The 24,350-nt window shown below is 73.3% G+C and carries 20 protein-coding genes and 1 tRNA gene; 10 read left to right on the top strand and 11 right to left on the bottom strand.

Annotated features, from left to right (window positions below):
• Nucleotides 1–139 precede the first annotated feature (139 nt).
• Nucleotides 140–1,075, bottom strand: coding sequence for a diiron oxygenase (locus tag ACF08W_RS27235; protein ID WP_385215038.1), 936 nt, complete (start codon nt 1,073–1,075; stop codon nt 140–142).
• 177 nt (nt 1,076–1,252) lie between these two features.
• Here ACF08W_RS27235 and ACF08W_RS27230 point away from each other — a divergent pair, with 177 nt between their 5' ends.
• Together ACF08W_RS27230 and ACF08W_RS27225 are read left to right on the top strand one after the other, a co-directional pair.
• Entirely contained in the window at nt 1,253–2,359 is a 1,107-nt protein-coding gene (locus ACF08W_RS27230) for a ferritin-like domain-containing protein (RefSeq protein WP_392280813.1), read from the top strand.
• A 55-nt stretch (nt 2,360–2,414) separates the two neighbouring features.
• Nucleotides 2,415–3,329: an ADP-ribosylglycohydrolase family protein gene (locus ACF08W_RS27225; RefSeq protein WP_385215041.1), complete on the top strand. Its 915-nt coding sequence runs from the start codon at nt 2,415–2,417 to the stop codon at nt 3,327–3,329.
• A 7-nt stretch (nt 3,330–3,336) separates the two neighbouring features.
• On the opposite strand, the gene ACF08W_RS27220 is transcribed toward ACF08W_RS27225, so the two are convergent.
• From ACF08W_RS27220 to ligD, 8 genes are all read right to left on the bottom strand, one after another.
• Nucleotides 3,337–4,407: an amidase family protein gene (locus ACF08W_RS27220; RefSeq protein ID WP_392280812.1), complete on the bottom strand. Its 1,071-nt coding sequence runs from the start codon at nt 4,405–4,407 to the stop codon at nt 3,337–3,339.
• A 4-nt stretch (nt 4,408–4,411) separates the two neighbouring features.
• Entirely contained in the window at nt 4,412–5,869 is a 1,458-nt protein-coding gene (locus tag ACF08W_RS27215; RefSeq protein ID WP_392280811.1) for a penicillin-binding transpeptidase domain-containing protein, read from the bottom strand.
• Entirely contained in the window at nt 5,866–7,245 is a 1,380-nt protein-coding gene (locus ACF08W_RS27210; protein WP_392280810.1) for an FtsW/RodA/SpoVE family cell cycle protein, read from the bottom strand. Before ACF08W_RS27210 ends, ACF08W_RS27215 begins: the two co-directional genes overlap by 4 nt.
• An 86-nt stretch (nt 7,246–7,331) precedes the next feature.
• Complete coding sequence (locus tag ACF08W_RS27205) at nt 7,332–8,627, bottom strand: ATP-binding protein (RefSeq protein WP_392280809.1); 1,296 nt, start codon at nt 8,625–8,627, stop codon at nt 7,332–7,334.
• Entirely contained in the window at nt 8,624–9,364 is a 741-nt protein-coding gene (locus ACF08W_RS27200; protein WP_385215056.1) for a hypothetical protein, read from the bottom strand. Before ACF08W_RS27200 ends, ACF08W_RS27205 begins: the two co-directional genes overlap by 4 nt.
• A 130-nt stretch (nt 9,365–9,494) precedes the next feature.
• On the bottom strand, nt 9,495–9,803 hold the full coding sequence (locus tag ACF08W_RS27195) for a zinc-ribbon domain-containing protein (RefSeq protein ID WP_385215059.1): 309 nt from the start codon (nt 9,801–9,803) through the stop codon (nt 9,495–9,497).
• Nucleotides 9,800–11,950 (bottom strand): HEAT repeat domain-containing protein, encoded by a 2,151-nt coding sequence (locus tag ACF08W_RS27190; protein ID WP_392280808.1) that lies wholly within the window; start codon nt 11,948–11,950, stop codon nt 9,800–9,802. The genes ACF08W_RS27195 and ACF08W_RS27190 overlap by 4 nt, the downstream gene beginning before the upstream one ends.
• 293 nt (nt 11,951–12,243) lie before the next feature.
• Nucleotides 12,244–13,149 (bottom strand): non-homologous end-joining DNA ligase, encoded by a 906-nt coding sequence (gene ligD, locus ACF08W_RS27185; RefSeq protein ID WP_392280807.1) that lies wholly within the window; start codon nt 13,147–13,149, stop codon nt 12,244–12,246.
• Nucleotides 13,150–13,209: 60 nt separating this feature from the next.
• Here ligD and ACF08W_RS27180 point away from each other — a divergent pair, with 60 nt between their 5' ends.
• Nucleotides 13,210–14,271: a Ku protein gene (locus ACF08W_RS27180; protein WP_392280806.1), complete on the top strand. Its 1,062-nt coding sequence runs from the start codon at nt 13,210–13,212 to the stop codon at nt 14,269–14,271.
• Nucleotides 14,272–14,353: 82 nt separating this feature from the next.
• On the opposite strand, the gene ACF08W_RS27175 is transcribed toward ACF08W_RS27180, so the two are convergent.
• Nucleotides 14,354–16,318 (bottom strand): protease pro-enzyme activation domain-containing protein, encoded by a 1,965-nt coding sequence (locus ACF08W_RS27175; RefSeq protein ID WP_392280805.1) that lies wholly within the window; start codon nt 16,316–16,318, stop codon nt 14,354–14,356.
• 258 nt (nt 16,319–16,576) lie between these two features.
• On the opposite strand from ACF08W_RS27175, the gene ACF08W_RS27170 reads away from it, so the two are divergent.
• Nucleotides 16,577–16,981 carry a hypothetical protein gene (locus ACF08W_RS27170; protein WP_385215073.1) on the top strand — a complete coding sequence of 135 codons (405 nt, stop codon included), beginning with the start codon at nt 16,577–16,579 and terminating at the stop codon, nt 16,979–16,981.
• An 87-nt stretch (nt 16,982–17,068) separates the two neighbouring features.
• On the opposite strand, the gene ACF08W_RS27165 is transcribed toward ACF08W_RS27170, so the two are convergent.
• Nucleotides 17,069–17,140, bottom strand: a tRNA-Arg gene (locus ACF08W_RS27165).
• 263 nt (nt 17,141–17,403) lie between these two features.
• Between ACF08W_RS27165 and ACF08W_RS27160 the strand changes: the two genes are divergently transcribed.
• The 6 genes from ACF08W_RS27160 (at nt 17,404) to thrB (ending at nt 23,992) form a co-directional block, all read left to right on the top strand.
• On the top strand, nt 17,404–17,814 hold the full coding sequence (locus ACF08W_RS27160; protein WP_392280804.1) for a response regulator: 411 nt from the start codon (nt 17,404–17,406) through the stop codon (nt 17,812–17,814).
• Between the two features lie 55 nt (nt 17,815–17,869).
• Nucleotides 17,870–18,865 carry an ArgS-related anticodon-binding protein NrtL gene (gene nrtL / locus ACF08W_RS27155; RefSeq protein WP_392280803.1) on the top strand — a complete coding sequence of 332 codons (996 nt, stop codon included), beginning with the start codon at nt 17,870–17,872 and terminating at the stop codon, nt 18,863–18,865.
• A gap of 24 nt (nt 18,866–18,889) precedes the next feature.
• A complete protein-coding gene (gene lysA / locus ACF08W_RS27150) occupies nt 18,890–20,281 on the top strand; it encodes a diaminopimelate decarboxylase (protein WP_392280802.1) in 1,392 nt (463 codons plus the stop codon).
• 98 nt (nt 20,282–20,379) lie between these two features.
• On the top strand, nt 20,380–21,669 hold the full coding sequence (locus tag ACF08W_RS27145; RefSeq protein WP_352277345.1) for a homoserine dehydrogenase: 1,290 nt from the start codon (nt 20,380–20,382) through the stop codon (nt 21,667–21,669).
• Nucleotides 21,670–21,675: 6 nt separating this feature from the next.
• A complete protein-coding gene (gene thrC / locus ACF08W_RS27140; protein ID WP_385215082.1) occupies nt 21,676–22,746 on the top strand; it encodes a threonine synthase in 1,071 nt (356 codons plus the stop codon).
• A 328-nt stretch (nt 22,747–23,074) separates the two neighbouring features.
• On the top strand, nt 23,075–23,992 hold the full coding sequence (gene thrB, locus ACF08W_RS27135) for a homoserine kinase (RefSeq protein WP_352277166.1): 918 nt from the start codon (nt 23,075–23,077) through the stop codon (nt 23,990–23,992).
• Nucleotides 23,993–24,350: the final 358 nt, after the last annotated feature.

The following is a 24,350-nucleotide window of genomic DNA, read 5'->3' as shown; positions in this document are numbered from 1 at the left end:
CCCCGATACATCCAGTATCGGAGCGACCCTCCGCCTTGCGATCGCACGCACCGGACACCGCACGGCCCGGCCTCCGGCCGGACGACGGCAGTTTGGAGACAGGTCCTAGGCGCTCCGTCCCAGGACACGCCCCGGCCGTTCAGGCCAGCAGTCCGGAACGCTTCCACAGCTTGCGCCCCACCCCGTTCAGCACCCCGATGTCCTCGAAGAAGTCCGTCAGCCGCTTCGCGCCCGACTGCATGACCTCGGCGCGGTGGCCGCTCGCCCGCACCTGGGCGACGGCCTCGCGGCGGTCCAGGCCGACGTGCTCGTACACCTGCGGGTTGACGAAGCAGACGGAGAAGACGCGGGCCGCCTCACCGCAGCTCAGCCGGGTCAGCCGGCGCTCCCAGGCCGGGGCGGTCACCATCTGGCGGCGCAGCTCCTCCCGGGCGTAGCGGACGTGCCGCGCCTCCTCGACGACATGGATGCGGGTCACGCCGCGCACCAGCGTCTGGACGCGCTCGTCGGGGAAGGTCAGCCGCTGCATCCAGTCCAGGATCTCCTCGCCCAGCAGGGTCGCGGCGAACGAGCCGGGGGTGGTGGAAATGGTCTTCAGCACCCGGGCGAGGTTGTGGTAGACGCGCGGTACGGGGTAGTCGGGTGAGCCGCCCCACGTGATCATGCGGCCGAACATCATCGAGTGCCGGCACTCGTCGGCTATCTCGGTCAGCGCGTAGCGGACGTGGTTGCTGGTCACCGGCCGGTCGTAGATGTGCCGGACCAGCAGCTGCATCAGGATGATCTCGAACCAGATGCCCAGCGAGGCGAGCGAGGCGCCCTCGTGCCGGGAGAGGTCGATCCGCTGCTCCTCGGACATCCGCCGCCACAGCGGGGTGTCGTAGAGCGAGACGAGCTCGGGCGGCCAGAACCACTTGCCCTCCTCGATCGGGGCGTCCCAGTCCAGCTCCTTGTCCGGGTCGAAGGAGTGCTTGGCCGAGGATTCGAGGAGCCGCGCGGCCACCTGTTCGCGGTCCCGGAGCGGTCCGAGCGCGTCGCGCAGGAGTTGGACGTCGGCTTCGGTCACTGGGGTCATGAGGAGGCACCTCGCTCTGGGGGTTACCGGCGGTCACTTCTTATGAGACTCCCAGTCAGCAAGGCCGTCAATCCCTTCCGCGCGACTTGTTGACCCGGCGTCTACCAACGTGTGAACCTGCCAACTGAGCGCACCGCCAAGGGAATTGCCGCGAACTGCCAGGCGAAGGAGTTGTCCGTGTCGACACACGACCTCTACACCACCGCCCCCGGGGCACCGCTGTGGGAGGTGCCCGCCTCCGGCGCCGCCCGCTTCAGCTGGGACTACGACGACGGACGCGAACGCCTGCTCGCCCTCTACCAGAAGGGCAAGGACAAGCAGTGGGACGGCAACAAGCGCATCGACTGGTCCCTGGAGGTCGACCCGGAGGACCCGCTGGGCACCCCCGACGAGGCCCTGACCCTCTACGGCACCCCGCACTGGGACAAGATGACCGAGAAGGACCGCGGGCGGCTGCGCAGCCACTACACCTCCTGGCAGTTCAGCCAGTTCCTCCACGGTGAGCAGGGCGCCATGATCTGCGCCGCCCGGATCGTCGAGTCCGTCCCCGACCTGGACGCCAAGTTCTACTCCGCGACCCAGGCCATGGACGAGGCCCGGCACGCGGAGGTGTACGGCCGGTTCCTGCACGAGAAGGTCGGGATGGTCTACCCGATCAACGACAACCTCCAGGCCCTGCTCGGCGACACCCTGCGCGACTCCCGCTGGGACATGCCCTACCTCGGCATGCAGGTCCTCATCGAGGGCCTCGCGCTGGCCGCGTTCGGCATGATCCGCGACACCACGACCAAGCCGCTGCCCAAGCAGATACTGGCCTACGTCATGCAGGACGAGGCCCGGCACGTCGCGTTCGGACGGATGGCGCTGCGCGACTACTACCGGCAGCTGAGCGAGGCCGAGCGGCGCGAGCGCGAGGAGTTCGTCATCGAGGGCTGCTACCTGATGCGCGACCGGCTCAGCGGTGTCGAGGTGCTGGAGAACTTCGGCATCGGCAAGCAGGAGGCCAAGGAGCTGTCCGAGCACTCGGAGTTCCTCCAGCTCTTCCGGAAGCTGCTGTTCAGCCGGATCGTGCCGTGCGTCAAGGACATCGGCCTGTGGGGCGAACGGCTCCAGAAGGCCTACGTCGACATGGGCGTCCTCGAACTCGGCGACTCCAACCTGGACCTGCTGATGGCCCAGGACGAGGAGATCGCCGAGCAGCTCGACCGGGACCGGTTCGCGGCGGAGGAGCGGGCCCGGGTCGCCGAGGTCGAGGAGGCGATAGCCCAGGGCGGGGGCGCCTGAGCGGGCGGCGCACGGCCGGAAACGGGGGTGTGCGCCGCGGCCCGGCCCCGCGAGGATGGCCGCCATGACCACACCGCCGCCACCGCCGCCCGCGTACGCCGCCGACCCCGCCGCCGCCCGCCGCAGCCTGGAGGCGCTGGCCCTCGGGGACGCCTTCGGGGAGCGGTGGGCCCCGCTCTTCCGGGAACCCCGGCGGGCGGCCGCCGAGATCCGGGCCCGCCGCACCCCCGACGAGCCCGTCTGGCACTGGACCGACGACACCGCGCTGGCCCGCGCCCTGCTGCGGGTGCTGGACGAGCACGGCCGGGTGGAGCAGGACCGGCTCGCCCTCTGCTTCGCCCTCACCCACGAGGCCGACCGGGGCCGGGGCTACGGCCACGGCATGCACATGCTGCTGCCCGCGCTCCTGACGGCACCCGCCGACTGGCGCACCCTGGCCCCCGGACTCTTCGAGGGCGGCAGCCTCGGCAACGGCGCGGCGATGCGGGTCGCCCCGCTCGGCGCCTCCTTCCACCACGACCTCGCCCTCGTCGCGGACCAGGCCGCGCGCCAGGCGGAGGTCACCCACGCCCACCCGGAGGGGATCGCGGGCGCGGTGGCGGTCGCGGTCGCCGCCGCGCTGTCCGTACGGGGCACGCTCACCCTGGCCGAGGTCGCCGGCCTGACCCCCGCCGGGCTCGTCCGCGACGGACTGCGCCGGGCCGCCGACCTCCCCTTCGACACCGCGCCGTGGAAGGCGTCCGACCTGCTGGGCAACGGGCAGCGCATCCGCGCCGACGACACCGTGCCGTTCGCCCTGTGGACCGCGGCCCGGCACCCGGACGACCTGGAGGCGGCGCTCTGGGCGACGGCCGAGGGACTCGGTGACGTCGACACGACGTGCGCCATCACCGGCGGCGTGGTCGGCGCGGCCACCGGGACCACCGGGGTGCCCGCTTCCTGGCTGCGGCGTCGCGAGCCGCTCGACTGACGCCGGATCAGCGGCGTACGGCGGGCAGGGCGCGCTCCACCGCGCCCGCCACCGCGAGCAGCGCCGCGTCCGCCCCGCGCTCCGCGACCAGCTGGAGCCCCACCGGGCAGCCGTCCGCCGTGAACCCGGCCGGCACACTGGCGGCCGGATGACCGCTCAGGTTGAACGCCCAGGTCAGCGCCGTCGAGTACGTCTCGCCGGGGCCCTCGTGGCCGTGCGGGCGGTTCGGGGTGGTCGGGGTGAGCAGCAGGGGCGTACGGGCGAACAGCGCGTCCAGCGCCGCGTCGTTCGCCCGCCGGACCTCCCCGCCCTCCGGCGACACCGCCCCGCCCCGGACCGTCCGCCACGCCTCCCGCGGGTCGAGCAGCGGGCAGCCGCCGTCCACCAGCCGCACCACCCCGGCCGCCACCAGCCGCCGCACCGCCCGCCGGACCACCGCCGCGACCTCCGGGTCGACCTCCGCGTACCCCAGATCGACGCTGAACACCGCGTCCACCGGCCCCGTCGGCGGCTCGGGCACCGCCACCTCCAGGACATGGCGCGCGAAGGCACCGGCCTCCCCGGCCGTGCGGGCCAGCACACCGGCGGCGGCCAGCCCCGTGCGGTCCGGCGACGGCAGCAGACCATTCGTCGTCTTCAGCCCGAACACCCCGCACCACGCCGCCGGGATCCGCACCGAACCGGCCCCGTCGCCGCCGGTCGCCAGCCCCACCAGGCCCGCCGCCACCGCGACCGCCGCGCCCGCCGAGGAGCCGCCCGGGGTGCGGTCGGCGCGCCAGGGGTTGACCGTGCGGCCCAGGGCGCCCTGCCCCCAGGTCTGCCAGGGGGTGCCGGGGCCGGGCACCGAGGTCGCGCCGACCGGCACCGCCCCGGCCCCGGCCAGCCGCCGCGCCGCGTACGCGCCGATCCCCGTCCGCCCCTTGACCGCGAACGGCACCCCGGCCAGCGGCAGCCCGCCCGCCCGCTCCGCCGCCGCGCGCGCCCGCTCGGGCCATACCTCGACGAAGGCGCACAGCCGGGGGTCCTCCCGGCCGATCCGCTCCAGGGCCCGCTCCACCGCTTCCACCCGACTCGCCATCGGGTCAGCCTCTCAGGGCCGCCGCCATCACGGAACGGGCGATCGGGGCCGCGCTGCCGCCCCCGCTGATGTCCGCGCGGTCCGCCGCCGCGTCCTCGACCACCACGGCGACCGCCACGGCCGGCCGCGCCGCGTCGGGCGCCTGCGCCCAGGAGATGAACCAGGCATAGGGCAGGCCCGAGTTGTCCACGCCGTGCTGAGCGGTGCCGGTCTTGCCGCCGACCGTCACCCCGTCGATCGCTGCGTTGGTCCCGGTGCCGTTCTCCACCACGTCGACCATCATCCGCCGCAGCTGCACCGCCGTGCCCGGGTTCATCGCCCGGTGGTAGGAGCGGGGGCCGTTGCGCCGGACCGTCCTGGACCCGTGGGTGGTCGTACGGTCCACCAGGTACGGGCGCATCAGCTCGCCGCCGTTGGCCACGGCGGCCGCCACCATCGCCATCTGGAGCGGGGTGGCCGTGGTGTCGAACTGCCCGATCGAGGAGAGCGCCAGCTGGTCCCTGGTCATCTCCGTGTCGAAGTTGCTCTTCGCCACCCCCGAGGGGATCCGCAGCCCGGTGTCGTCGAAGCCGAAGTTCCGTGCCGCGTCCACCATGCCGTCGAGCCCCACCCGTACGCCCAGGTCCGCCAGGACGGTGTTGCAGGAGATCCGGATCGCCTCGGCCAGCGAGGCCCGCTCGCAGCCGTGGGCCTCGTTGGGCAGCGTGGTCGTGGTGCCCGGCAGGACGTACGGGGACGGGGTGCGGGTGTCCGCGTCGGGATCGGTGACGACCTGGGCGTCCAGCGCCGCGGCCGCCGTCACGATCTTGAAGGTGGAGCCCGGCGGATAGGTCTGCCGGATCGCCCGGTTGAGCATCGGCTGGCTCTTCGACGCGTTGAGCCGCGCCCAGGCGCCGGTGACCGCCGCCCCGGTGCCCGAGATCAGCCCGGGATCGTAGGAGGGCGTCGAGACCAGCGCCAGGATCTTCCCGGTGGCCGGCTCCAGGGCGGCGACCGCGCCCCGCCGCCCGCCGAGCCCCTGGTACGCGGCCCGCTGCACCGCGTCCACGACGGTGGTGACGACCCGTCCGCCGGGCTGCTGCGCCCGGGTGACGTCGTTCCAGAACGGGAACGGGGCGAGCATCGGGTCGGTGCCGGAGAGGAGGGGGTCCTCGGCGTTCTCCAGCAGCGTCGTGCCGTACGTCTGCGAGGCGTAGCCGGTCACCGGCGCGTACAGCGGGCCCTCGCGGTAGGTGCGCTCGTGGGCGAGCTGCTCACCGGTGTCCTTCGAGCCGGTGACGGACCGGCCGCCCACCACGATGTCGCCGCGCGGTTGGTCGTAACGGGCGATCGTGAGGCGGCGGTTGGCGGGGTTGTTGTCGAGCTTGTCGGCGTCCAGGACCTGGATGCGGGCGGCGTTCAGCAGCAGCGCCACCAGCAGGACCAGCAGGAGCGCGGCGGCCCGCCGGATGTAGCGGATCACCGTCCGCCCCCCGGGATCCGCGCGACGATCCCGGTCTCCACGGGATCCGGCCGCGGTCTGCGGGCCTGGTCGCTGATCCGGATCAGCAGCGCCATGATGATCCAGTTGGTGACCACCGAGGAACCGCCCTGGGCGAGGAACGGCATCGCCATGCCGGTCAGCGGGATCAGCCCCATCACCCCGCCCGCGATCACGAAGACCTGGAGCGCCAGGATCGAGGCCAGACCGATCGCCAGCAGCCGCCCGAACGGGTCGCGCAGGGCGAGCCCGGCCCGGTAGCCGCGTGCCACCACCAGCGCGTACAGCAGGAAGATTGCGGTCAGCCCGGTCAGTCCCAGCTCCTCGCCCGCCGTCGCCAGGATGAAGTCGGACTTGGCGGCGAACCCGATCAGGATCGAGTGGCCGAGCCCCAGCCCGGCGCCGAGCAGCCCGCCCGCCGCGAACGCGAACAGCGACTGGGCCAACTGGCCGGGGCCCTGGCCGGCGTCGATGGAGGCGAACGGGGCGAGCCAGTCCTGCACCCGGCTGTGCACATGCGGTTCGAGGGAGCCGACGGCGAACGCGCCGACCGCCGCGAGCAGCAGCCCCACCGCGATCCACCCGGTCCGCCCGGTGGCCACGTACAGCATGATCACGAAGAGGCCGAAGAAGAGCAGCGAGGTGCCCAGGTCGCGCTCCAGGACCAGGACGCCGACGCTGAGCAGCCAGATCGCCACGATCGGGCCGAGCACCCGGCCGGTGGGCAGTTGGAGCCGCCAGACGCGGCGGCCGGTGTAGGCGAGCGCGTTGCTGTTGACCGCGAGGTACGCGGCGAAGAACACCGCGAGCAGGATCTTCGCGAACTCGCCCGGCTGGAAGGAGAATCCGCCGACCCGGATCCAGATCTTGGCGCCGTTCACCGCCGGGAAGAAGATCGGCACGATCATCAGGACCAGCGCGGCGGCCACCGAGAGGTACGCGTACCGCTGGAGCACCCGGTGGTCGCGGAGCACGACGACCACCACGATGAACAGCGCCACACCCAGCGTGGACCAGATCAACTGGGTGGGCGCCGCCCGGTCCCCGGGCATCTCCAGGTCGAGCCGGTAGATCAGCACGAGACCGAGCCCGTTGAGCAGGACGGCGATGGGCAGCAGCAGCGGATCGGCGTACGGGGCCCGCAGCCGCACCGCGAGATGGGCGAGCAGCGCCAGCAGCCCCAGCCCCGCCCCGTACCCGGCCGCGTCGGGCGGGACCGCGCCGTTCTTCGCCAGGCCGACGGAGACGTACCCGAAGACCGCGATCAGGACGGCCCCGAGGAGGAGCAGCAGCTCGATCCCGCGCCGTCTCGCCAGGCGTAGCTCGGGCGGAGGCGCGTCCGCCGTCGTTGCGGTCATGCCGGGAAACGTAGCAAGAGCCGCTCCGTATTTCCTTTATGTCGCAGCGGGTATGTCCGAAGAAGGACCGTGCAACGGCCGCCCCGTCACGCCTGGGGCGGGGTGGTGCGCGGATCGTCCGGCGGCCGGTGCGCGGGCAGCGTCACCCGGGCCGCCGCCCCGCCGTCCGGGGCGTTGCGGAACTCCAGCCGGGCGCCGATCACCGCGGCCTGCCCGGCGGCGATGGTCAGCCCGAGGCCGTGGCCCTTGCCGCCGCCCCCGGTACGGAACCGGCGCGGCCCGTCGTCCAGCAGGTACTCCGGGAACCCCGGACCGTGGTCGCGCACGGTCACCACCGGGCCGTCGACCGTCGCCACCACCGGGGGCAGGCCGTGCCGGTGGGCGTTGGCGATCAGATTGCCCAGCACCCGCTCCAGCCGCCGCAGATCGGTCCGGACGTGCACCGGCGCCCCCGCCGTCGCCCCCTCGACCCGGACCTCGGTCGCCGTCCCGGAGGCGCGGGCCACCCGCGCGACCAGCGGCGCCAGCTCGTACACCCCGAGGTCGACGTGTTCCCGGCCGGCGTCCAGCCGGGAGATCTCCAGCAGGTCCTCGGTCAGCGCCCGCATGGTGCGCACCCGGTCCCGGACCAGCTCGGAGGGGCGCCCCGGCGGCAGCAGCTCGGCGGCGGCGGAGAGACCGGTCAGCGGGGTGCGCAGCTCGTGCGCCACGTCGGCGGTGAAGCGCTGCTCGGCCAGGAGCTTGCGCTGGAGCGTGGCGGCCATGGTGTCGAGCGCCCCGGCGACGGTCGCGACCTCGTCCTGCGGGCGCGAGGGGTCCGTCGTGCGCGGGTCGTCGACCCGGGCGTCGAGATCGCCCGCGCTGATCCGGCGGGCCACCAGCGCCGTCTGGTGCAGCCGCCGGGTGATCCGGGTGACGGCGAACGCCCCGACCAGCAGGGTCGCGCCGATGGCCAGGACCGAGGAGCCGGCGATCGCCCCGTCGAGGCTCTCGATGGTGCGGGCGCTCTGCCGGTAGTCGATCTGGACGGCCAGCGCCCGCCCGTCCGCCGGGGCCGCCGCCCACATGACCGGCCGGCCGTCCAGGTCGCCGACCACCGTGCCGCGCCCGCCGCCCGCGGCCAGGGTGCGCAGCGCGGCGGGCAGCCCCGGCGGGTCGAGCCCGGAGCCCGGCGGCAGGGCCTCGCCGGTCTCGTACGCGGTGGTGACGTCGGAGAGCCGGGCCAGCGCCTTGTCCCGGGACTGGCCCACGGTCCGGCGGGTCACCTCGGTGTGCACCAGGGCGCCCAGCAGCGCGGCCAGCGCGCAGCACATCACCGTGATGAAGAGCCCCGCCTTCCAGGTGAGCGAGGCGGTCCAGGCGGGCGGGCGCAGCCGGCTCATCGCCGCCCCGCGGGGGCTTCGGCGAGCGGCGCGGGGGAGGAGCCGGCCGGGCTGGGGCGGGGGAGCGGCGAGGGGGACGACGGCATCCGCTGGATCTCCTCCTGGGTGGGCAGCATCGCCCGCTGGCTGCCGTCCCAGGTCCAGGAGGTGCGGTACTCGTAGCCCGGGATCGCCGACGGGGCGCGCACGATCAGGTCCCGGCCCGCCAGCTCGACGCTGATCACCGCGTCCGAGGTGGACAGGATGCGGGTCAGCACGCCGCCCCGGGCGGTGTAGGCCCGCACCGAGAGCTGACCGTTCGTCAACCGGATGCCCAGCACCAGGTCGTCGTGGCCGTCGCCGGTCAGATCGCGGTAGTACGGCCGCAGCACCGGGCAGGAGGCGGGTTCGGTGCCGCAGGCGTTGATCCGCCGTACGGTGTCGGCGGGCAGTTCGGCCGTACCGCTGGTCCGGCCCGACCGGGCCGCGAGACCGGCCCGCACCACCGCCACCGGGTCCAGCCGGTGCACGTCGTCGTCCGGCACGGTGATCCCGGGGATGCGCGCGGTCTCGCCCTCGCCGTAGTCCTTCGGGGCGGCGGAGGCGGTCGGCAGACCGGGCCAGAGCCGGACGGGCCCGACGGCGGGCGGGACCGTACCGGCGCTCCGCAGCCCGCCGTTGTCCCCGCAGCCGGTCAGCAGCACCGCGCCGGCGACGGCTCCGAGGGCCGCCGCCGCACGGTGTCCCAGCCGACGCATGACTCCCTCCCTTCCGGAGACCGGATTCCACGACTGTATGCGGAAGGAAGTCAGTTATGTGTATTTAAGAAGTCAGTTATCCGTATTTACTGCGCGCGAGGGGTGCCGCCCAGCGACAACCGGCCGGACGTCAGTCCTGATGCGGGCCCCGCCCGTTCTGCGCGTATCCCTGCGGCTGCCCGTACGGGTTGCCCTGCTGCGCGGCCGTGTGCTGGGCCAGCAACTGCTCGGCCTGCTCCTTCGCGATCTGCTGTTCCCCGCCGCAGAACGTGCACTGGGTGGCGTACTTCGTCGAGAACGGGAAGAGCGGCACGAAGAACAGGGTGAACTTCGTGACCCGCTTGCGCAGGGTGTGCGCGGCCGGGTTCCCGCACCAGCCGCAGACCAGCGTCAGAATGGCCAGCTGGTACAGATAGCCGCGCGTACCGAAAATGATCATGTGGTGGGTCCCTTCCCCGTCCTGCCCGAAAGCGCCTGCCGACAGAGCGTCAGCAGTTTCTCGTCCTCATGGGTGTCATGGCTGGCGTACCCGCCGTCCATCGCGTTGTGGCGGCGTACGGAGGAGAGTTCGGCGCGCAGCACCTCCGCCGCCAAGGACCCCTCACCGGCCGCCCCCATCAGCGCCAGGCCCTCCGCCACCCGGACGCGGCCCTGGCGCTCCTGCTCCCAGGCCGCCAGCAGCACCGGCACGGACTCCCCGGTCCGCCCGGTCACCTGCCACAGCGCGATCGCCGCGTCCACCCGCGCCCCCGTCTCCCCGTGGCCCAGCAGGGCCCGCAGCCTCGGCGCGACCACCTCGGCCCGCGCTCCCAGCCCGCCCAGCGCCCGCACCGCGGCCCGGACCTCGTGGACGCGCTCCGCCCGCAACTCCTCCACCAGCACCGGCAGCACCGCCCCGGCGTCCCCCTCGACCGCCCACAGCGCCTTCGCGACCTCGGTCGCCGAGGTGGCCCCCGGGCTCCGCAGCAGCGCCCGCAGCTCGGGGACGGCCTCGCCCGCCACCGGCCCGAACGAACCGATGGCCCGCAGTGCCGACGTGCGCACCCAGTCGCCCCGGTACTCCGGCGCACCGCGCAGCACCCGCAGCACCTCCGGCAGCGCCTCGTCCGCCCGCAGCGCGGTGACGGCGGTCAGCAGCGGCCCGGCCCGGTCGTGCGTGCGCCCGTCGAGCGGCAGGGCGGCGAGCCCGCGCCTCAGCGCACCGGTCAGCGGGGCCCCTGCCGCCCCGAGACAGCCGACGGCGAAGCCCACGTCGTGCGGCACCTCGGTCCGCTCCAGCGCGGCGGCCAGCGCGGGCAGCGCCCGTACGTCGCCCAGCCGGGCCAGCGCCTTCACCGCGCTGCCCAGCTCGGGCGGCCCGCTCGGCCAGTCCCGCACCCACGCCCCCGGGTCCGCGGCCACCCGCGCCGCCAGCGCGTCCGCGGCCGGCGCGGCCAGCCCGAACAGCTCCTCCAGCACGTGCGAGGCGGCCTCGGCGAGCCGAGGCTCGGGGGTGGCGAGCTGCTCGCCGACCAGCCGGACCAGCTCGCCGTACTCGCCCCGCCAGGCCCGGATCAGTCCGCCGCACATCCGGAGCGCGTCGATCCGCTGCTGCCGGTCCGGGCTGCGCAGCTGGTCCGTCAGGAGCGCCGTCCGCTCGGCGACCCGGTCGTCGAGCCCGGCGTGCAGGGTGCGCAGCAGATCCGCCGTCCACGGGGCGGCGGGCCGTGCCACCGGCTCGTCGGGCAGCGCGCGCAACCGGGCCGCCGCCGGCGCGGACCGCTCCTCCGCGGGCGGCTCCCCGGCCGCCTCCGGGTACGCCTCGACCGCTGCCGCCCCGGGGCGCGCGCCCGCCGCCGAACCCGCGCCGGACCGGCGCGCCGGGACCGCGCGCAACTGCCGCAGCACCCCCGTCACCACCCGCACCACGTCACCGGGGAGCGCATCGGGGGCGCACCGGGCCAGCTGGGCCAGCGCGGCCAGCCGCAGCCCCGGCGGGAAACCCCCGCCCGCCAGCCGGGTCAGCCACCCCGCCGCCTGCCCGGCCAGCGAGCGGTGGCGCAGCGCGATCCGCCCGGCCGCCTCGACCAGGGCGAGCCGCACCTCCTCGTCCGGCTCGATCGGCAGCCGCTCCCGCAGCACCGCGAGCACCCGGTCCGGGTGGTCGTGCAGCGCGGCGAGCGCCAGGGGCGCGTTGAGCCGTACGCCCGGGTCCTCGTCGGACATCAGCTCGAAGAAGACCCCCGCGCCCGCGGTGACGGCGGTGGCCGCCATCGCGTAGTTGGCCGCGCCCTCGATCTCGTCCTCGTCGATCTCGTCGTCCTCGTCCAGATCGATCCCGCCGATGCTGGTGAGGAGTTCGACGATGCCGCCCCGGTCCTGGACGCCCGGGTCCACGACCAGCTCGAAGAGGAAGGGAATGCTGGCCAGCGTGCAGGCGTACACATCGCCCTGGTGGTGCACCGCGCCGTACATCCCGTCCAGCGCCGTCTCGCGCCGTGCCGGGTCGGCGGACGCGAGCCCCCACAGCAGGGCGGGCACGTCATCGGCCGGCCCGTAGGCATGTTCCATCGAGGCCCAGTCGACCTCGTCGATCCCCGCGAACACCCCATCGCCTCCCCACGCGTTACAACGAAGCAGTGTCTGCGAGGAGTGTGCACCACGGTCCGGCCGATCCGCCCTTCACATGCGGTCTTTTCCCGGCGGGCATGACAAACGGCCGGGTATGCGCTATCGGACCGGGGTGATTCGGACATCCGTGCTACGGCGCGTCCATGCCACCCGTACCCCGGCGCACCGGACCCGCCCGCGCTCCGGCGCACCGAAACCTCTTGTGCTCCGGCGCACCGGATCAGCCGCGCTCCGGCGCGTTCGCACCGGCCGCGCGCCGGGGTGCCCGGTCACCCGGGCGACGGCGCGTCCGGCAGCGTCCCGGCCGAGGCCGGATCGGCCAGTGGCGCGAGCAGGTCCCCGTACCGGGCCAGCCGCGCCGCCATCCCGTCCGCCAGGACGACCAGCTCGCCGGGGGAGCGGCAGCCCTCGACCTCCGCCCAGGTGACGGGCGCGGAGACGGTCGGCTCGGGGCGGGCGCGCAGTGTGTAGGGGGTGGCGGTGGTCTTCGACGCGGAGTTCTGGCTGAAGTCGACGAAGACCTTCCCCGGGCGCAGCGCCCGCCGCATCCGGTGCACCACCAGCTCCGGGAGTTCCCGCTCGGCCCGGACGGCCAGCCGGCGCGCGTACGCCGACACCCGTTCGGCGGGGGTCGGCTCCAGCGGGACGAGCAGGTGCAGCCCCTTCGATCCGGACGTCTTCGGGTAGCCGCGCAGCCCGTCCGCCGCCAGCCGCCCCCGCAGCCAGCACGCCACCGCGCAGCACTCCACGACGGTCGCGGGGTCGCCCGGGTCCAGGTCGAACACGATCCGGTCGGCGAGCCCCGGCGCCGCCGCCCGCCACTGCGGGGTGTGGAACTCCACCACCAGATTGGCCGCCCACACCAGCGCGGCCAGATCCTCCACGAGCACCTGCCCGGCCGTCTCGTCCCGGTGCCGGGGCACCGCGGCGGTCCGCACCCAGGACGGTGTGCCAGGTGGCGGGTTCTTGCTGAAGAACCGGGGTCCGTCCACACCGTCCGGATACCGCAGGAACGACACCGGGCGGTCGCGCAACTGGGCGAGCAGCGGCTCCGCCGCCGTGACCGCGTAGTAGTGCAGCACCTCGCCCTTGGTGGTCCCGGTGGCCGGATACAGCACCTTGTCGAGATTGCTGAGCGCCAGCCGCCGCCCTGCCACCTCCGTGATCGGCGTCATACGATAAGAATCACACGTTTCTCCAGGTACAGGTATCCATCCGGACGCAAGGGGTGAACGGTGAGATCCATATGGAACGGTGCCATCTCGTTCGGGCTGGTCAGCATCCCCATCAAGCTGGTCAACGCCACCGAGAACCACGCGGTCTCCTTCCGGCAGATCCACCTCGCCGACAACGGCCGGGTCCGCTACCGCAAGGTCTGCGAACTCGACGGTGAGGAGCTCTCCGCCGCCGAGATCGGCAAGGCGTACGAGGAGGCCGACGGCTCGATGATCCCGATCACCGACGAGGACCTCGGCTCGCTCCCGCTGCCCACCGCCCGCACGATCGAGATCGTGGCCTTCGTGCCCGCCGCCTCGATCGACCCGCTCCAGATGGACACGGCGTACTACCTCTCCGCCGACGGGGTCACCGCGGCCAAGCCGTACACCCTGCTCCGGGAGGCGCTGAAGCGGAGCCGGAAGGTCGCCGTGGCCAAGTACGCGCTGCGCGGCCGGGAGCGGCTCGGCATGCTGCGGGTGGTCGACGACGTGATCGCCATGCACGGACTGCTGTGGCCGGACGAGATCCGCAGCCCCGAGGGGGCCGCCCCGCAGGCCGACGTCACGGTCCGGGACGCCGAACTCGACCTGGCGGACGCGCTGATGGACACCCTCGGCGAGGTCGACCTGGACTCGCTGCACGACGACTACCGCGAGGCGGTCGAGCAGCTGATCGCCGCCAAGGCGGCGGGCCGCACCCCCGAACGGGCCGAGGCGGAGGGCACCGGCGGCGGCAAGGTCATCGACCTGATCGCGGCCCTGGAGAGCAGTGTCCGGGAGGCGAAGGAGGCCCGGGGCGAGAAGCCGGAGGACGCCTCCGTCGCCGAGGTCACCCCGCTGGCCGGCCGCCGGAAGTCCGGCGCCACCGGCGCCCGGAAGAAGGCGCAGCCCGCACGCCGGACGGCGAAGAAGACGGCGGGGAAGACCACGAAGTCGGCGAAGCCGGCCGCCAGGAAGACGGCGGAGAAGAAGGCCACCGGAAAGACGGCGGCGAAGGCATCGGCGAAGAAGACCGCGAAGAGGACCACCGCGAAGGCGGCGACGGGGAAGGCCGCCCCGCGCGGACGGGCCTCGGCCTGAACCTCCCCGCCCCGTAAGCGCGAACCGGCCGCCCCGGGGAGCACCCGCTCCCCGGGACGGCCGCCGTCGTCCTGCCCGCGGCTCAGTGCCTGCCGAGGAACGGGAAGCGGTACGAGTCCACGTAACCGGGCGCCGGGGTCCCGACCCCCGTCACGTCGTCGTAGCCGCGGACCGCCTTCAGCGAGGCGTCCTTGCCCAGGCCGCGCAGCGAGGTCAGCAGCCCGTCCGCCGCGTCCACCCCGTTGGCGTAGTCGACCCGGACCACCGCGAGGTCGCGGTTCGGGCCCAGCGGGTGGTCGGTGACGTCGTGGTACACCTTCGAGCCGTACCGGGCGTAGATCGACGGGTTGGCGAACCCGATCGGCAGCCCGTGCCGGGCCTGCTGCGCCAGCGCCTGGACACCGGCGACGACCGGCGCGGCCAGCGAGGTGCCGCCGATGCGGTACTCGTCGTAGCCGAGCGAGCCGTCGGGCAGCGTCTGGGTCTGGCCGACCAGGAAGCCGGTGTTCGGGTCGGCGACGGCCGCGATGTCCGGGGCCGTGCGCATCCGCTGCTTGCCGTTGGCCCGCGCGAGCGCGTCGGGCACGATCCCGCGCTGGTAGAACGGCTGCTTCACGGTCGAGCTGGTGCCGCCGCCCGCGCCCGAGGTGTACGCGCCGGGGAAGCCGTCCCAGCTCTTCCCGTCGGCGGAGAGGGTCGCCTTGAGCGTGCCCCAGCCGGTCTCCCACTGGTACGTGTCGTTCCTGCCGACCGCCAGCGCGGTGCCGCCGACGGAGGTCACCCAGGCGGAGTTGGACGGCACGTCGATCTGCTTCGTCCCGGTCGACTCGACGTTGTCGCCGTCGTCGCCGGAGGAGAAGTAGAAGCCGATCCCCTCGACCGCGCCCATCTTGAAGACCTGGTCGTAGGCGGCCGCCACGTCCGGCGTCTCGTTGGACTCCACATCGCCCCAGGAGTTGGAGACGATGTCGGCGAGCCGCTTGTCGACCACCTTGTTCAGGGTGTCCAGCAGGTCCTCGTCGTAGCAGGAGGCCGCGCCCAGGTACACGATGTCCGCGGCCGGCGCGACCGCGTGCACGGCCTCGACGTCCAGGGTCTCCTCGCCGTACCAGCCGGAGGCCCCGCACTCCTCGGTCCGGGTGTAGTCGGCCGGCAGCACCTGGCGCAGCTGTCCCTCGCGGTACGGGGCGTCGCCGTTGCGCCGGGCGTACTCGGCGGCGTCCCGCGCGATGGTCGGCGAGGCGTACGCGTCGGTGATCGCGACCGTGACGCCCCTGCCGGTCCACTTCCCCGCCCCGTACGCCGCGCGGAGCTGCTTCCCGGTGTAGCCCTTGACGGCGTACGGCGCCTTCCTCCCGTACGCGTCCGGCAGCGCCGACGACGTCTTCGAGCCGTAGTACGTGGAGAAGGGCCCGGCGTTGCGGAACACGTCGTCCGGCGGCGGCAGTTCCTCGTCGTGGCTCGACTTGTGCGGGGCGTTGTCCAGGCCGGAGACGGCGAGGACGGCGTCGCCCAGCGCGGCGGGCACCGAGGCGGTGGACGCCGGGGCGCGGTAGGTCCGGTTTCCCTTGCGGTAGTTGTGCAGCCGGGTGCTGAAGGCCCGCTGGGCGGTGGCGACGTCACCGGTGGCCGAGACGTAGTGCTGGTTGGCGCCGGTGACGGTCAGCCCGCTGGACCGCAGCCAGTCCCGGACCCGGTCGATCTGCCCCTGGGTGGCCCCGAACCGGGCCCGCGCCTGCGCGGCGCTCAGGAACTTCCCGTACGAGGCGGAGTCCGGGTCGGACACGGCTGCGGCGTAGGCGGCCAGCCCCTTCGCGTCCCGGCCCGCCAGATGGACCCGGACGGCGACCTTCGCGCCGTCGGCGCTGGCGCCCCGGTCCGCCCCGGCGGTGGCCCAGGCGGGCTTGGTGCCGGCCAGCGCGGCCCGTCCGCCCGGAGCGGAGTCGGCGCTGGCGTTCGGTGCCCCGAGGGCGAGCGCACCGGCCAGCAGCGGCAGCGTGGCCACCATGCTCAGCGCGGCGCGACTTCTCGCGCGGCTGGTTCTCATACAACCCCCTGCGATGTGGTCTTCGCGTGTGGACGACATGCACTGGATGGTGTGCACATGTAATGCGCCACTCTGGCGAGGAACACCTCATATGAGGGGCATGCGGAGGCCAAGAATCCATCAAGTGCCCTGCTCCTCCGGGCGGTTCAGCAGGTGATTCGCAGACCCTTCGCGGGCAATGGCCGGGTTTGTCGGGCAGCGGCGGGGCAGGCGGGCGGGACGCCGCGCGGCAGGGCCCTTCCGCGAGGCCACGGGCCTATGCTCACCGGTATGGAGCAGAGCGAAGTGGTGAAGCGGGTGGTGGGCATCCTCACGGAGGCGGGCGAGATCCGCCGGCTGCTGGAGGAGAACGTCGACCGCGACGACCTGGACCCCGACAGCGGCGTCGTCACCGTGCTGCTGAACGAGACGATGCCCCGCATCTCCGTACCCGAGGACGCCTCGGTCCAGGAGGTGGCGACGCTGATCGCCCGGGAGGTCGGCGGCGCGGTCGAACAACTCGTCGGCGCGTTCACCCTGGCCTTCGCGATGCTGGCCCAGGTGCACGACTCCGGACAGACGGACGTGACCTCCGCCGACGTCCTCCAGGACCTGGCGCTGCGCGCCGAACAGATCGGCACCGAGGGGCCGGACGGCCCGGAAGGCGGATCGGGCATCGCCTGATCCGTATCGGCGCGGGACCCTACGAGAAAGACCCCCGATCCGGCGTGATGCCTGATCGGGGGTCTTTCTCTCGACACTTCTTCGAAGTGCCCTCGGCAGGATTCGAACCTGCGCACACGGCTCCGGAGGCCGATGCTCTATCCCCTGAGCTACGAGGGCGAGTCGCTGTGTTGCTCGGCGACGGGTGAAACACTACCAGCTTCCGAGGGGTGCCCGTGAACAGGTATTTCCGGGCCGCCCGAGGGGGTGCCCGGCGGGCGGCCCGGGCCGGGTCGCCCCCGGCCGGGGACGGGGGTGTGCGGCGTGTTCCGGACGCTTCCGGCCACCGTTCGCGCCACCCGTCCGGGGGCGTAAGTGGGTAAAACCCGGACGCAGCCCCGGAACCGCCCTACTCTCGGAGTGTGTCAGGGGCGTGTGGCCGCGTGCTTGTTGTCGACGACAACAAGGTCATCCGGCAGTTGATCAGGGTCAATCTCGAGCTAGAGGGCTTCGAGGTCGTGACCGCGGCCGATGGTGTCGAGTGTCTTGATCTGGTGCATCGGGTCCTGCCCGACGTGATCACGCTCGATGTCGTCATGCCCCGGTTGGACGGTCCGCAGACCGCGGCCAGACTGCGCTCCGACCCGCGGACCAGACATCTGCCCGTCGCGATCATCAGCGCCTGCACGCCCTACGGGACGGACGGCGGCGCGGTCGAGATCGACGCCTTCCTCGCGAAGCCCTTCGAGCCGACCGAGCTGGTGCGGCTCGTGCGGCGGCTGATGGTGCGCGAGGAGCCGCCGTCGCCGGCCGGGCGGCGGGAAGCCGGGACCGCGGAGCGCGCCGCGGGGTGACCGCATGGTGAAACCGGGTCGCGGGGTGCCACCCCTCCTCCCCTACGCTTGTCCCGTGACCCCCGCCGATCTCTCCACGACCGTGCTGCACGCCGTGCGCCGCGCGGTCGACGAGGACGCCCTGCGCGTGGCCATGCCCGCGCGCGTCCGGGTCGAGCGGACCAGGCCCGGCGGCCGCGGCGACTACGCCTGCGCCGTCGCCCTCCAGCTGGCCGGCCCCGCCGCGCTCCCCGCCAGGGACGTCGCCGAGATCCTGCGGCGGCGGATGGCCCGGACACCGGGCATCGCCGCCGTCGAGGTCACCGGCCCCGGCTTCCTGAACTTCACGCTGCCCGCCGCCCGCGACCTCGGTGCGCTGGTCCACACGGTCCGGGAGCACGGCACGGCGTACGGCCATGGCGACGCCCTCGCCGGCACCGCCGTCTCCTTCGTACCCGCCGAGGAACCGCGCGCCCGGGTCGTCACGGACACCGTCGAGCGGCTGCTGCGCGCCCAGGGCGCCGAGGTCGGCGACCGCGCGGCGGACGGCGAGGCGCTCCACGTCCACCCGGTGCCCGCCGCCGACCGCGACCTCTTCGCCCGGCTCGGCGAGGACGCCGCGCGCTGGGCCCTGCTGCGGCCCGCCCCGCACGACCGCCCCCGGCACACCGGGAACGGCGAGCTGCTCGTCCAGCGGGAGGGCAACCCGCTCTTCCGGGTGCGGTACGCCCACGCCCGGACCCGCGCCCTGAGCCGGAACGCCGGGCAGCTCGGCTTCCGGGCCGCCTACGAGTGCGCCGTGGACGCCCCCACGCTCGGGGCGCTGCTCGCCGACCATCCGGCGGTGCTCACCGCCGCGGCCCGGTACCGCGAGCCCGACCGGCTCGCCCGCCATCTGGAGGCCGTCGCCGCGGCCTTCTCCGACTTCCACGACGGCGCCGCCCCGCTCCCCGTCGGTGACGAGAAACCCTCGGCCGCCCACCGCTCCCGGCTCGCCCTCGCCGAGGCCGCCGGAACGGTGCTGGCCGGTGGCCTGTCCCTGCTCGGCATCAGCGCGCCCGAAGTCCTCTGAGAGACCCGAAAGAGCCGAACCACCATGAGCCGATCCGCACACCCCGCCGGTCCCCGCCACGCCGACGTCATGACGGAGGGGCACTACACCGCCCCGCCCGCCGACCTCAACGCCCTGGACGCGAAGGTCTGGGCCCGTACCGTCACCCGCGACGAGGACGGTGCGATCACCGTCGGCGGCCTCCAAGTGTCCCGGCTGGCCGAGGAGTTCGGAACCCCCGCCTACTTCCTCGACGAGAGCGACTTCCGGGCCCGCTGCCGCGCCTGGGCCGACGCCTTCGGGCCCGGCGCCGACGTCTTCTACGCCGGCAAGGCGTTCCTCTCCCGCGCCGTCGTGCGCTGGCTCACGGAGGAGGGGCTCAACCTCGACGTCTGCTCCGGCGGCGAGCTGACGACCGCGCTGGCCGCCGGAATGCCCGCCGAGCGCATCGCCTTCCACGGCAACAACAAGACCGTCGACGAGATCGAGCGGGCGGTCTCCGCCGGGGTCGGCCGCATCGTGCTGGACTCCTTCCAGGAGATCGTCCGGGTCGCGCACGTCGCGCAGCGGCTCGGCAGGCGGCAGCGCGTACAGATCCGGGTGACCGTCGGCGTCGAGGCGCACACCCACGAGTTCATCGCCACCGCCCACGAGGACCAGAAGTTCGGGATCGCGCTGGCCGGGGGACAGGCCGCCGAGGCGGTGCGCCGGGCCCTCACCCTCGACGGGCTGGAGCTGATCGGCATCCACTCGCACATCGGCTCGCAGATCTTCGACATGGCCGGCTTCGAGGTCTCCGCCCGGCGGGTGGTCCAGCTGCTCGCCGAGGTCCGCGACGAGCACGGGGTGGAGCTGCCCGAGATCGACCTCGGCGGCGGCCTCGGCATCGCGTACACCTCCGAGGACGACCCCCGCGAGCCGCACGAGATCGCCAAGGCGCTCGGCGACATCGTGACCCGCGAGTGCGAGGCCGCCGGGCTCACCACCCCGCGGATCTCCGTCGAGCCAGGCCGCGCGATCGTCGGCCCGACCGCCTTCACGCTGTACGAGGTCGGCACGGTCAAGCCGCTGGAGGGGCTGCGGACGTACGTCAGCGTCGACGGCGGCATGTCGGACAACATCCGCACCGCGCTGTACGACGCCGAGTACAGCGTCGCGCTCGCCTCGCGCGCCTCCGACGCCGAGCCGATGCTCGTCCGGGTCGTCGGCAAGCACTGCGAGAGCGGCGACATCGTGGTCAAGGACGCCTTCCTGCCGTCCGACCTCGCCCCCGGCGACCTGATCGCCGTGCCCGCCACCGGCGCGTACTGCCGCTCCATGGCGAGCAACTACAACCACGCCCTGCGTCCGCCGGTCGTCGCCGTGCGCGACGGTGCGGCGCGTGTCATCGTCAGGCGCGAGACGGAGGAAGATCTCCTGCGTCTCGATGTCGGCTGATGAAATAGATGTCTCAGGATCCGGACGGGTGGCAGAATCGCCCGTCCGGTGAGTGAGACTGGTCCACACATCAGATGTAAAGGAATCGAGGTCGGATGATGCGTACGCGTCCGCTGAAGGTGGCGCTGCTGGGCTGTGGAGTGGTCGGCTCAGAGGTGGCGCGCATCATGACGACGCACGCCGACGACCTCGCCGCGCGCATCGGCGCGCCGGTCGAGCTCGCCGGTGTCGCCGTGCGCCGGCCCTCCAAGGTGCGCGAGGGCATCGACCCCGCGCTGATCACCACCGACGCGACCGCCCTGGTCAAACGGGGCGACATCGACGTCGTCATCGAGGTCATCGGCGGTATCGAACCCGCCCGGACGCTCATCACCACCGCCTTCGAGCACGGCGCGAGCGTGGTCTCCGCCAACAAGGCCCTGCTCGCCGAGGACGGCGCCGCGCTGCACGCCGCCGCCGAGCAGCACGGCCGGGACCTCTACTACGAGGCCGCCGTGGCCGGGGCCATTCCGCTGGTGCGCCCGCTGCGCGAATCCCTCGCCGGTGACAAGGTCAACCGGGTCCTCGGGATCGTGAACGGCACCACCAACTTCATCCTCGACAAGATGGACACCAGCGGCGCCGGGTACTCCGAGGCGCTCGACGAGGCCACCGCCCTCGGATACGCCGAGGCCGACCCGACCGCCGACGTCGAGGGGTTCGACGCCGCCGCCAAGGCCGCGATCCTCGCCGGCATCGCCTTCCACACCCGGGTGCGGATCGGTGACGTCTACCGCGAGGGCATCACCGAGGTCACCGCCGCCGACATCGCCTCCGCCCGCCGCATGGGCTGCACCGTCAAGCTCCTCGCCATCTGCGAGCGCGCCGCCGACGGGCAGTCGGTGACGGCCCGGGTGCACCCGGCGATGATTCCGCTGAGCCACCCGCTGGCCTCCGTCCGCGAGGCGTACAACGCGGTCTTCGTCGAGGCCGAGGCGGCCGGGCAGCTGATGTTCTACGGCCCCGGCGCCGGCGGCTCGCCGACCGCCTCCGCGGTCCTCGGCGACCTGGTCGCGGTCTGCCGCAACAAGCTCAACGAGGCCACCGGCCCCGGTGAGTCCGCGTACACGCGCCTGCCGGTCAGCCCGATGGGCGACGTGGTCACGCGGTACCACATCAGTCTCGACGTGGCCGACAAGCCGGGCGTGCTCGCCCAGGTCGCGACGGTCTTCGCCGAGAAGGGCGTATCGATCGATACGGTCCGACAGCAGGGCAAGGGCGGTGAGGCGTCCCTCGTCGTCGTCACCCACCGTGCGTCCGACGCGGCGCTCTCGGCGACCGTCGGGGCGCTGCGGCAGCTCGACACCGTGCGCGGTGTCGCCAGCATCATGCGTGTTGAAGGGGAGTAAGGACCCATGACCACCAAGGGCACCCACCAGTGGCGCGGCATCATCGAGGAGTACCGGGACCGGCTTCCGGTCACGAGCACGACGCCGGTCGTCACGCTCCGTGAGGGCGGTACGCCGCTCGTCCCCGCTCAGGTCCTCTCCGAGCGCACGGGCTGCGAGGTGCACCTCAAGGTCGAGGGCGCCAACCCGACCGGTTCCTTCAAGGACCGCGGCATGACGATGGCCATCACCCGGGCCAAGGAGGAGGGCGCCAAGGCGGTCATCTGCGCCTCCACCGGCAACACCTCCGCCTCCGCCGCCGCGTACGCGGTGCGGGCCGGGATGGTCTGCGCCGTGCTCGTGCCGCAGGGCAAGATCGCGCTCGGCAAGATGGGCCAGGCGCTGGTGCACGGCGCCAAGATCCTCCAGGTCGACGGCAATTTCGACGACTGCCTGACGCTGGCCCGCTCGCTCTCGGACAACTACCCGGTGGCGCTGGTCAATTCGGTCAACCCGGTCCGTATCGAGGGCCAGAAGACCGCCGCCTTCGAGATCGTCGACGCGCTCGGCGACGCGCCGGACATCCACGTCCTCCCGGTCGGCAACGCGGGCAACATCACCGCGTACTGGAAGGGCTACCGCGAATACGCGGCGGACGGCATGGCCACGCACACCCCGCGCATGTGGGGCTTCCAGGCGTCCGGCTCCGCCCCCATCGTGCGCGGCGAGGTCGTCAAGGACCCGTCGACGGTCGCCACCGCGATCCGGATCGGCAACCCGGCCTCCTGGCAGTTCGCGCTGAACGCCCGGGACGAATCGGGCGGTTTCATCGATGAGGTGACGGACCGCCAGATTCTGTCCGCCTACCGGCTGTTGGCCTCCCAGGAGGGCGTCTTCGTGGAGCCGGCCTCGGCCGCCTCCGTCGCGGGCCTGCTGAAGGCCGCCGAGGAGGGCAAGGTCGACCCCGGCCAGAAGATCGTCTGCACGGTCACCGGCAACGGCCTCAAGGACCCCGACTGGGCCGTCGCGGGCGCCCCGCAGCCGGTCACCGTCCCGGTCGACGCGGCCACCGCCGCCGAGAAGCTGGGCCTCGCCTAGACGTTCCCGCGCGTGCCGGACCCGGGCGGTCCGGCACGCGCCCCGGGCTCCGCCCGCGCAGGCAAGAACCCAGCTCAACCACCCCTTTTCGGGACGAGAGCGCACCCGCGGCGTGCGACACGCATCGTGCGCCTCCTGTGCGCCCTATGTCGCCACAGAACCTTCCTTCGATAAGCTGTACCCAACCGCCCCGCCGCGTCTGCCGCGGTGCCTGGGCCGTCGTGGCCGTCGGGCTCTCCGTCACCCCACCCCCCGTCACCACGACTCACGCCGCACGGAGAAAACGCTTCACCACCCCCGCCGCCACCCAAGGAGAGTCGTTCAACCGATGGCCGGTCCCGCCTTCCGAGCCGCCGCCGTCCGGGTGCGCACCCCCGCGACCAGCGCCAACCTGGGCCCGGGTTTCGACGCCTTCGGCCTCTCCCTGGGGCTGTACGACGACGTCGTCGTCCGCGTGGCCGACTCCGGACTGCACATCGACATCGCCGGCGAGGGTGCCGACACGCTGCCCCGCGACGAGAAGCACCTCCTCGTGCGCTCGCTGCGCGCGGCCTTCGACCTCCTGGGCGGCCAGCCCCGCGGCCTGGAGATCGTCTGCGCCAACCGCATCCCGCACGGCCGCGGCCTCGGTTCCTCCTCCGCCGCCATCTGCGCGGGGATCGTCGCGGCCCGTGCCGTGACCACCGGCGGCGAGGCCCGCCTCGACGACGCGGCCCTGCTGGAGCTGGCCACCGAGATCGAGGGCCACCCCGACAACGTCGCGGCCTGTCTGCTCGGCGGATTCACGCTGGCGTGGATGGACGGCGGAGCGGCGCGGGCCCTCAGGATGGACCCCGCAGAATCCATCGTTCCGGTGGTTTTCGTCCCCGGCAAGCCGGTGCTCACCGAGACCGCCCGGGGCCTGCTCCCCCGAACGGTCCCGCACGTCGACGCCGCCTTCAACGCGGGCCGCGCGGCCCTGCTCGTCGAGGCCCTGACCAGGAACCCCGAGCTGCTCCTCACCGCCACCGAGGACCGGCTCCACCAGGAGTACCGCGCCCCCGCGATGCCCGAGAGCGTGGAACTCGTCAACCGACTGCGCGCGGACGGCGTCCCCGCGGTCATCTCCGGTGCCGGGCCCACCGTGCTCGCACTGACCGAGGACGGTGCGGCCGAGAAGGCCGCACGGCTGGCGGGCGAGGGCTGGGCGGCCAACCGCCTCGCGCTCGACGCCCAGGGCACGAGTGTGCTGCCGCTCGCTCCGTAGCGGAGAAGATTGCCGGTGAGGGAGAGGGGGAATGTTTGTTGGAGCCGGTAGTGTTAACCTCAAGTCAGCAATCGACGTCTCAGTGGCGCGTTGCTTCGTGTCCCGTTCCGGGACCACCGATTCTTCCGGGAGCCTCCCCAAAACTGCCTGAGCAGCCTTTCTGAGCAGTTTCGTGCACGCTCCGGAACCGGCACGACACCCCTCGTTCGTCCAGGAGTGGGCCGAGCAGGGGGATGCTCGCGCCGGACCCCACGCACACTTTCATCTCTCCGCCGTACCCCGGCGGGACCACCGCCCCGGCACGGTCCGCAAAGAAGACCGCAGTCGGACAGCACAACCGGTCGCCGAGCCAGAAGGC

This window comes from Streptomyces sp. NPDC015144, assembly GCF_043079735.1.
Classification (GTDB): domain Bacteria; phylum Actinomycetota; class Actinomycetes; order Streptomycetales; family Streptomycetaceae; genus Streptomyces.
This window is presented reverse-complemented; position numbering and strand designations above follow the sequence as displayed.

Bases quoted from the DNA above. Each gene is read 5' to 3' on its own strand.
- ACF08W_RS27195 (WP_385215059.1), bottom strand. From the start codon at position 9,803: ATGATCATTTTCGGTACGCGCGGCTATCTGTACCAGCTGGCCATTCTG.
- ACF08W_RS27225 (WP_385215041.1), top strand. From the start codon at position 2,415: ATGGCCGCCATGACCACACCGCCGCCACCGCCGCCCGCGTACGCCGCC.
- thrB (WP_352277166.1), top strand. From the start codon at position 23,075: ATGGCCGGTCCCGCCTTCCGAGCCGCCGCCGTCCGGGTGCGCACCCCC.
- ACF08W_RS27200 (WP_385215056.1), bottom strand. From the start codon at position 9,364: ATGCGTCGGCTGGGACACCGTGCGGCGGCGGCCCTCGGAGCCGTCGCC.
- ACF08W_RS27210 (WP_392280810.1), bottom strand. From the start codon at position 7,245: ATGACCGCAACGACGGCGGACGCGCCTCCGCCCGAGCTACGCCTGGCG.
- ligD (WP_392280807.1), bottom strand. From the start codon at position 13,149: ATGACGCCGATCACGGAGGTGGCAGGGCGGCGGCTGGCGCTCAGCAAT.
- ACF08W_RS27145 (WP_352277345.1), top strand. From the start codon at position 20,380: ATGCGTACGCGTCCGCTGAAGGTGGCGCTGCTGGGCTGTGGAGTGGTC.
- ACF08W_RS27175 (WP_392280805.1), bottom strand. From the start codon at position 16,318: ATGAGAACCAGCCGCGCGAGAAGTCGCGCCGCGCTGAGCATGGTGGCC.
- ACF08W_RS27170 (WP_385215073.1), top strand. From the start codon at position 16,577: ATGCTCACCGGTATGGAGCAGAGCGAAGTGGTGAAGCGGGTGGTGGGC.
- ACF08W_RS27235 (WP_385215038.1), bottom strand. From the start codon at position 1,075: ATGACCCCAGTGACCGAAGCCGACGTCCAACTCCTGCGCGACGCGCTC.
- ACF08W_RS27220 (WP_392280812.1), bottom strand. From the start codon at position 4,407: ATGGCGAGTCGGGTGGAAGCGGTGGAGCGGGCCCTGGAGCGGATCGGC.
- ACF08W_RS27205 (WP_392280809.1), bottom strand. From the start codon at position 8,627: ATGAGCCGGCTGCGCCCGCCCGCCTGGACCGCCTCGCTCACCTGGAAG.
- thrC (WP_385215082.1), top strand. From the start codon at position 21,676: ATGACCACCAAGGGCACCCACCAGTGGCGCGGCATCATCGAGGAGTAC.
- lysA (WP_392280802.1), top strand. From the start codon at position 18,890: ATGAGCCGATCCGCACACCCCGCCGGTCCCCGCCACGCCGACGTCATG.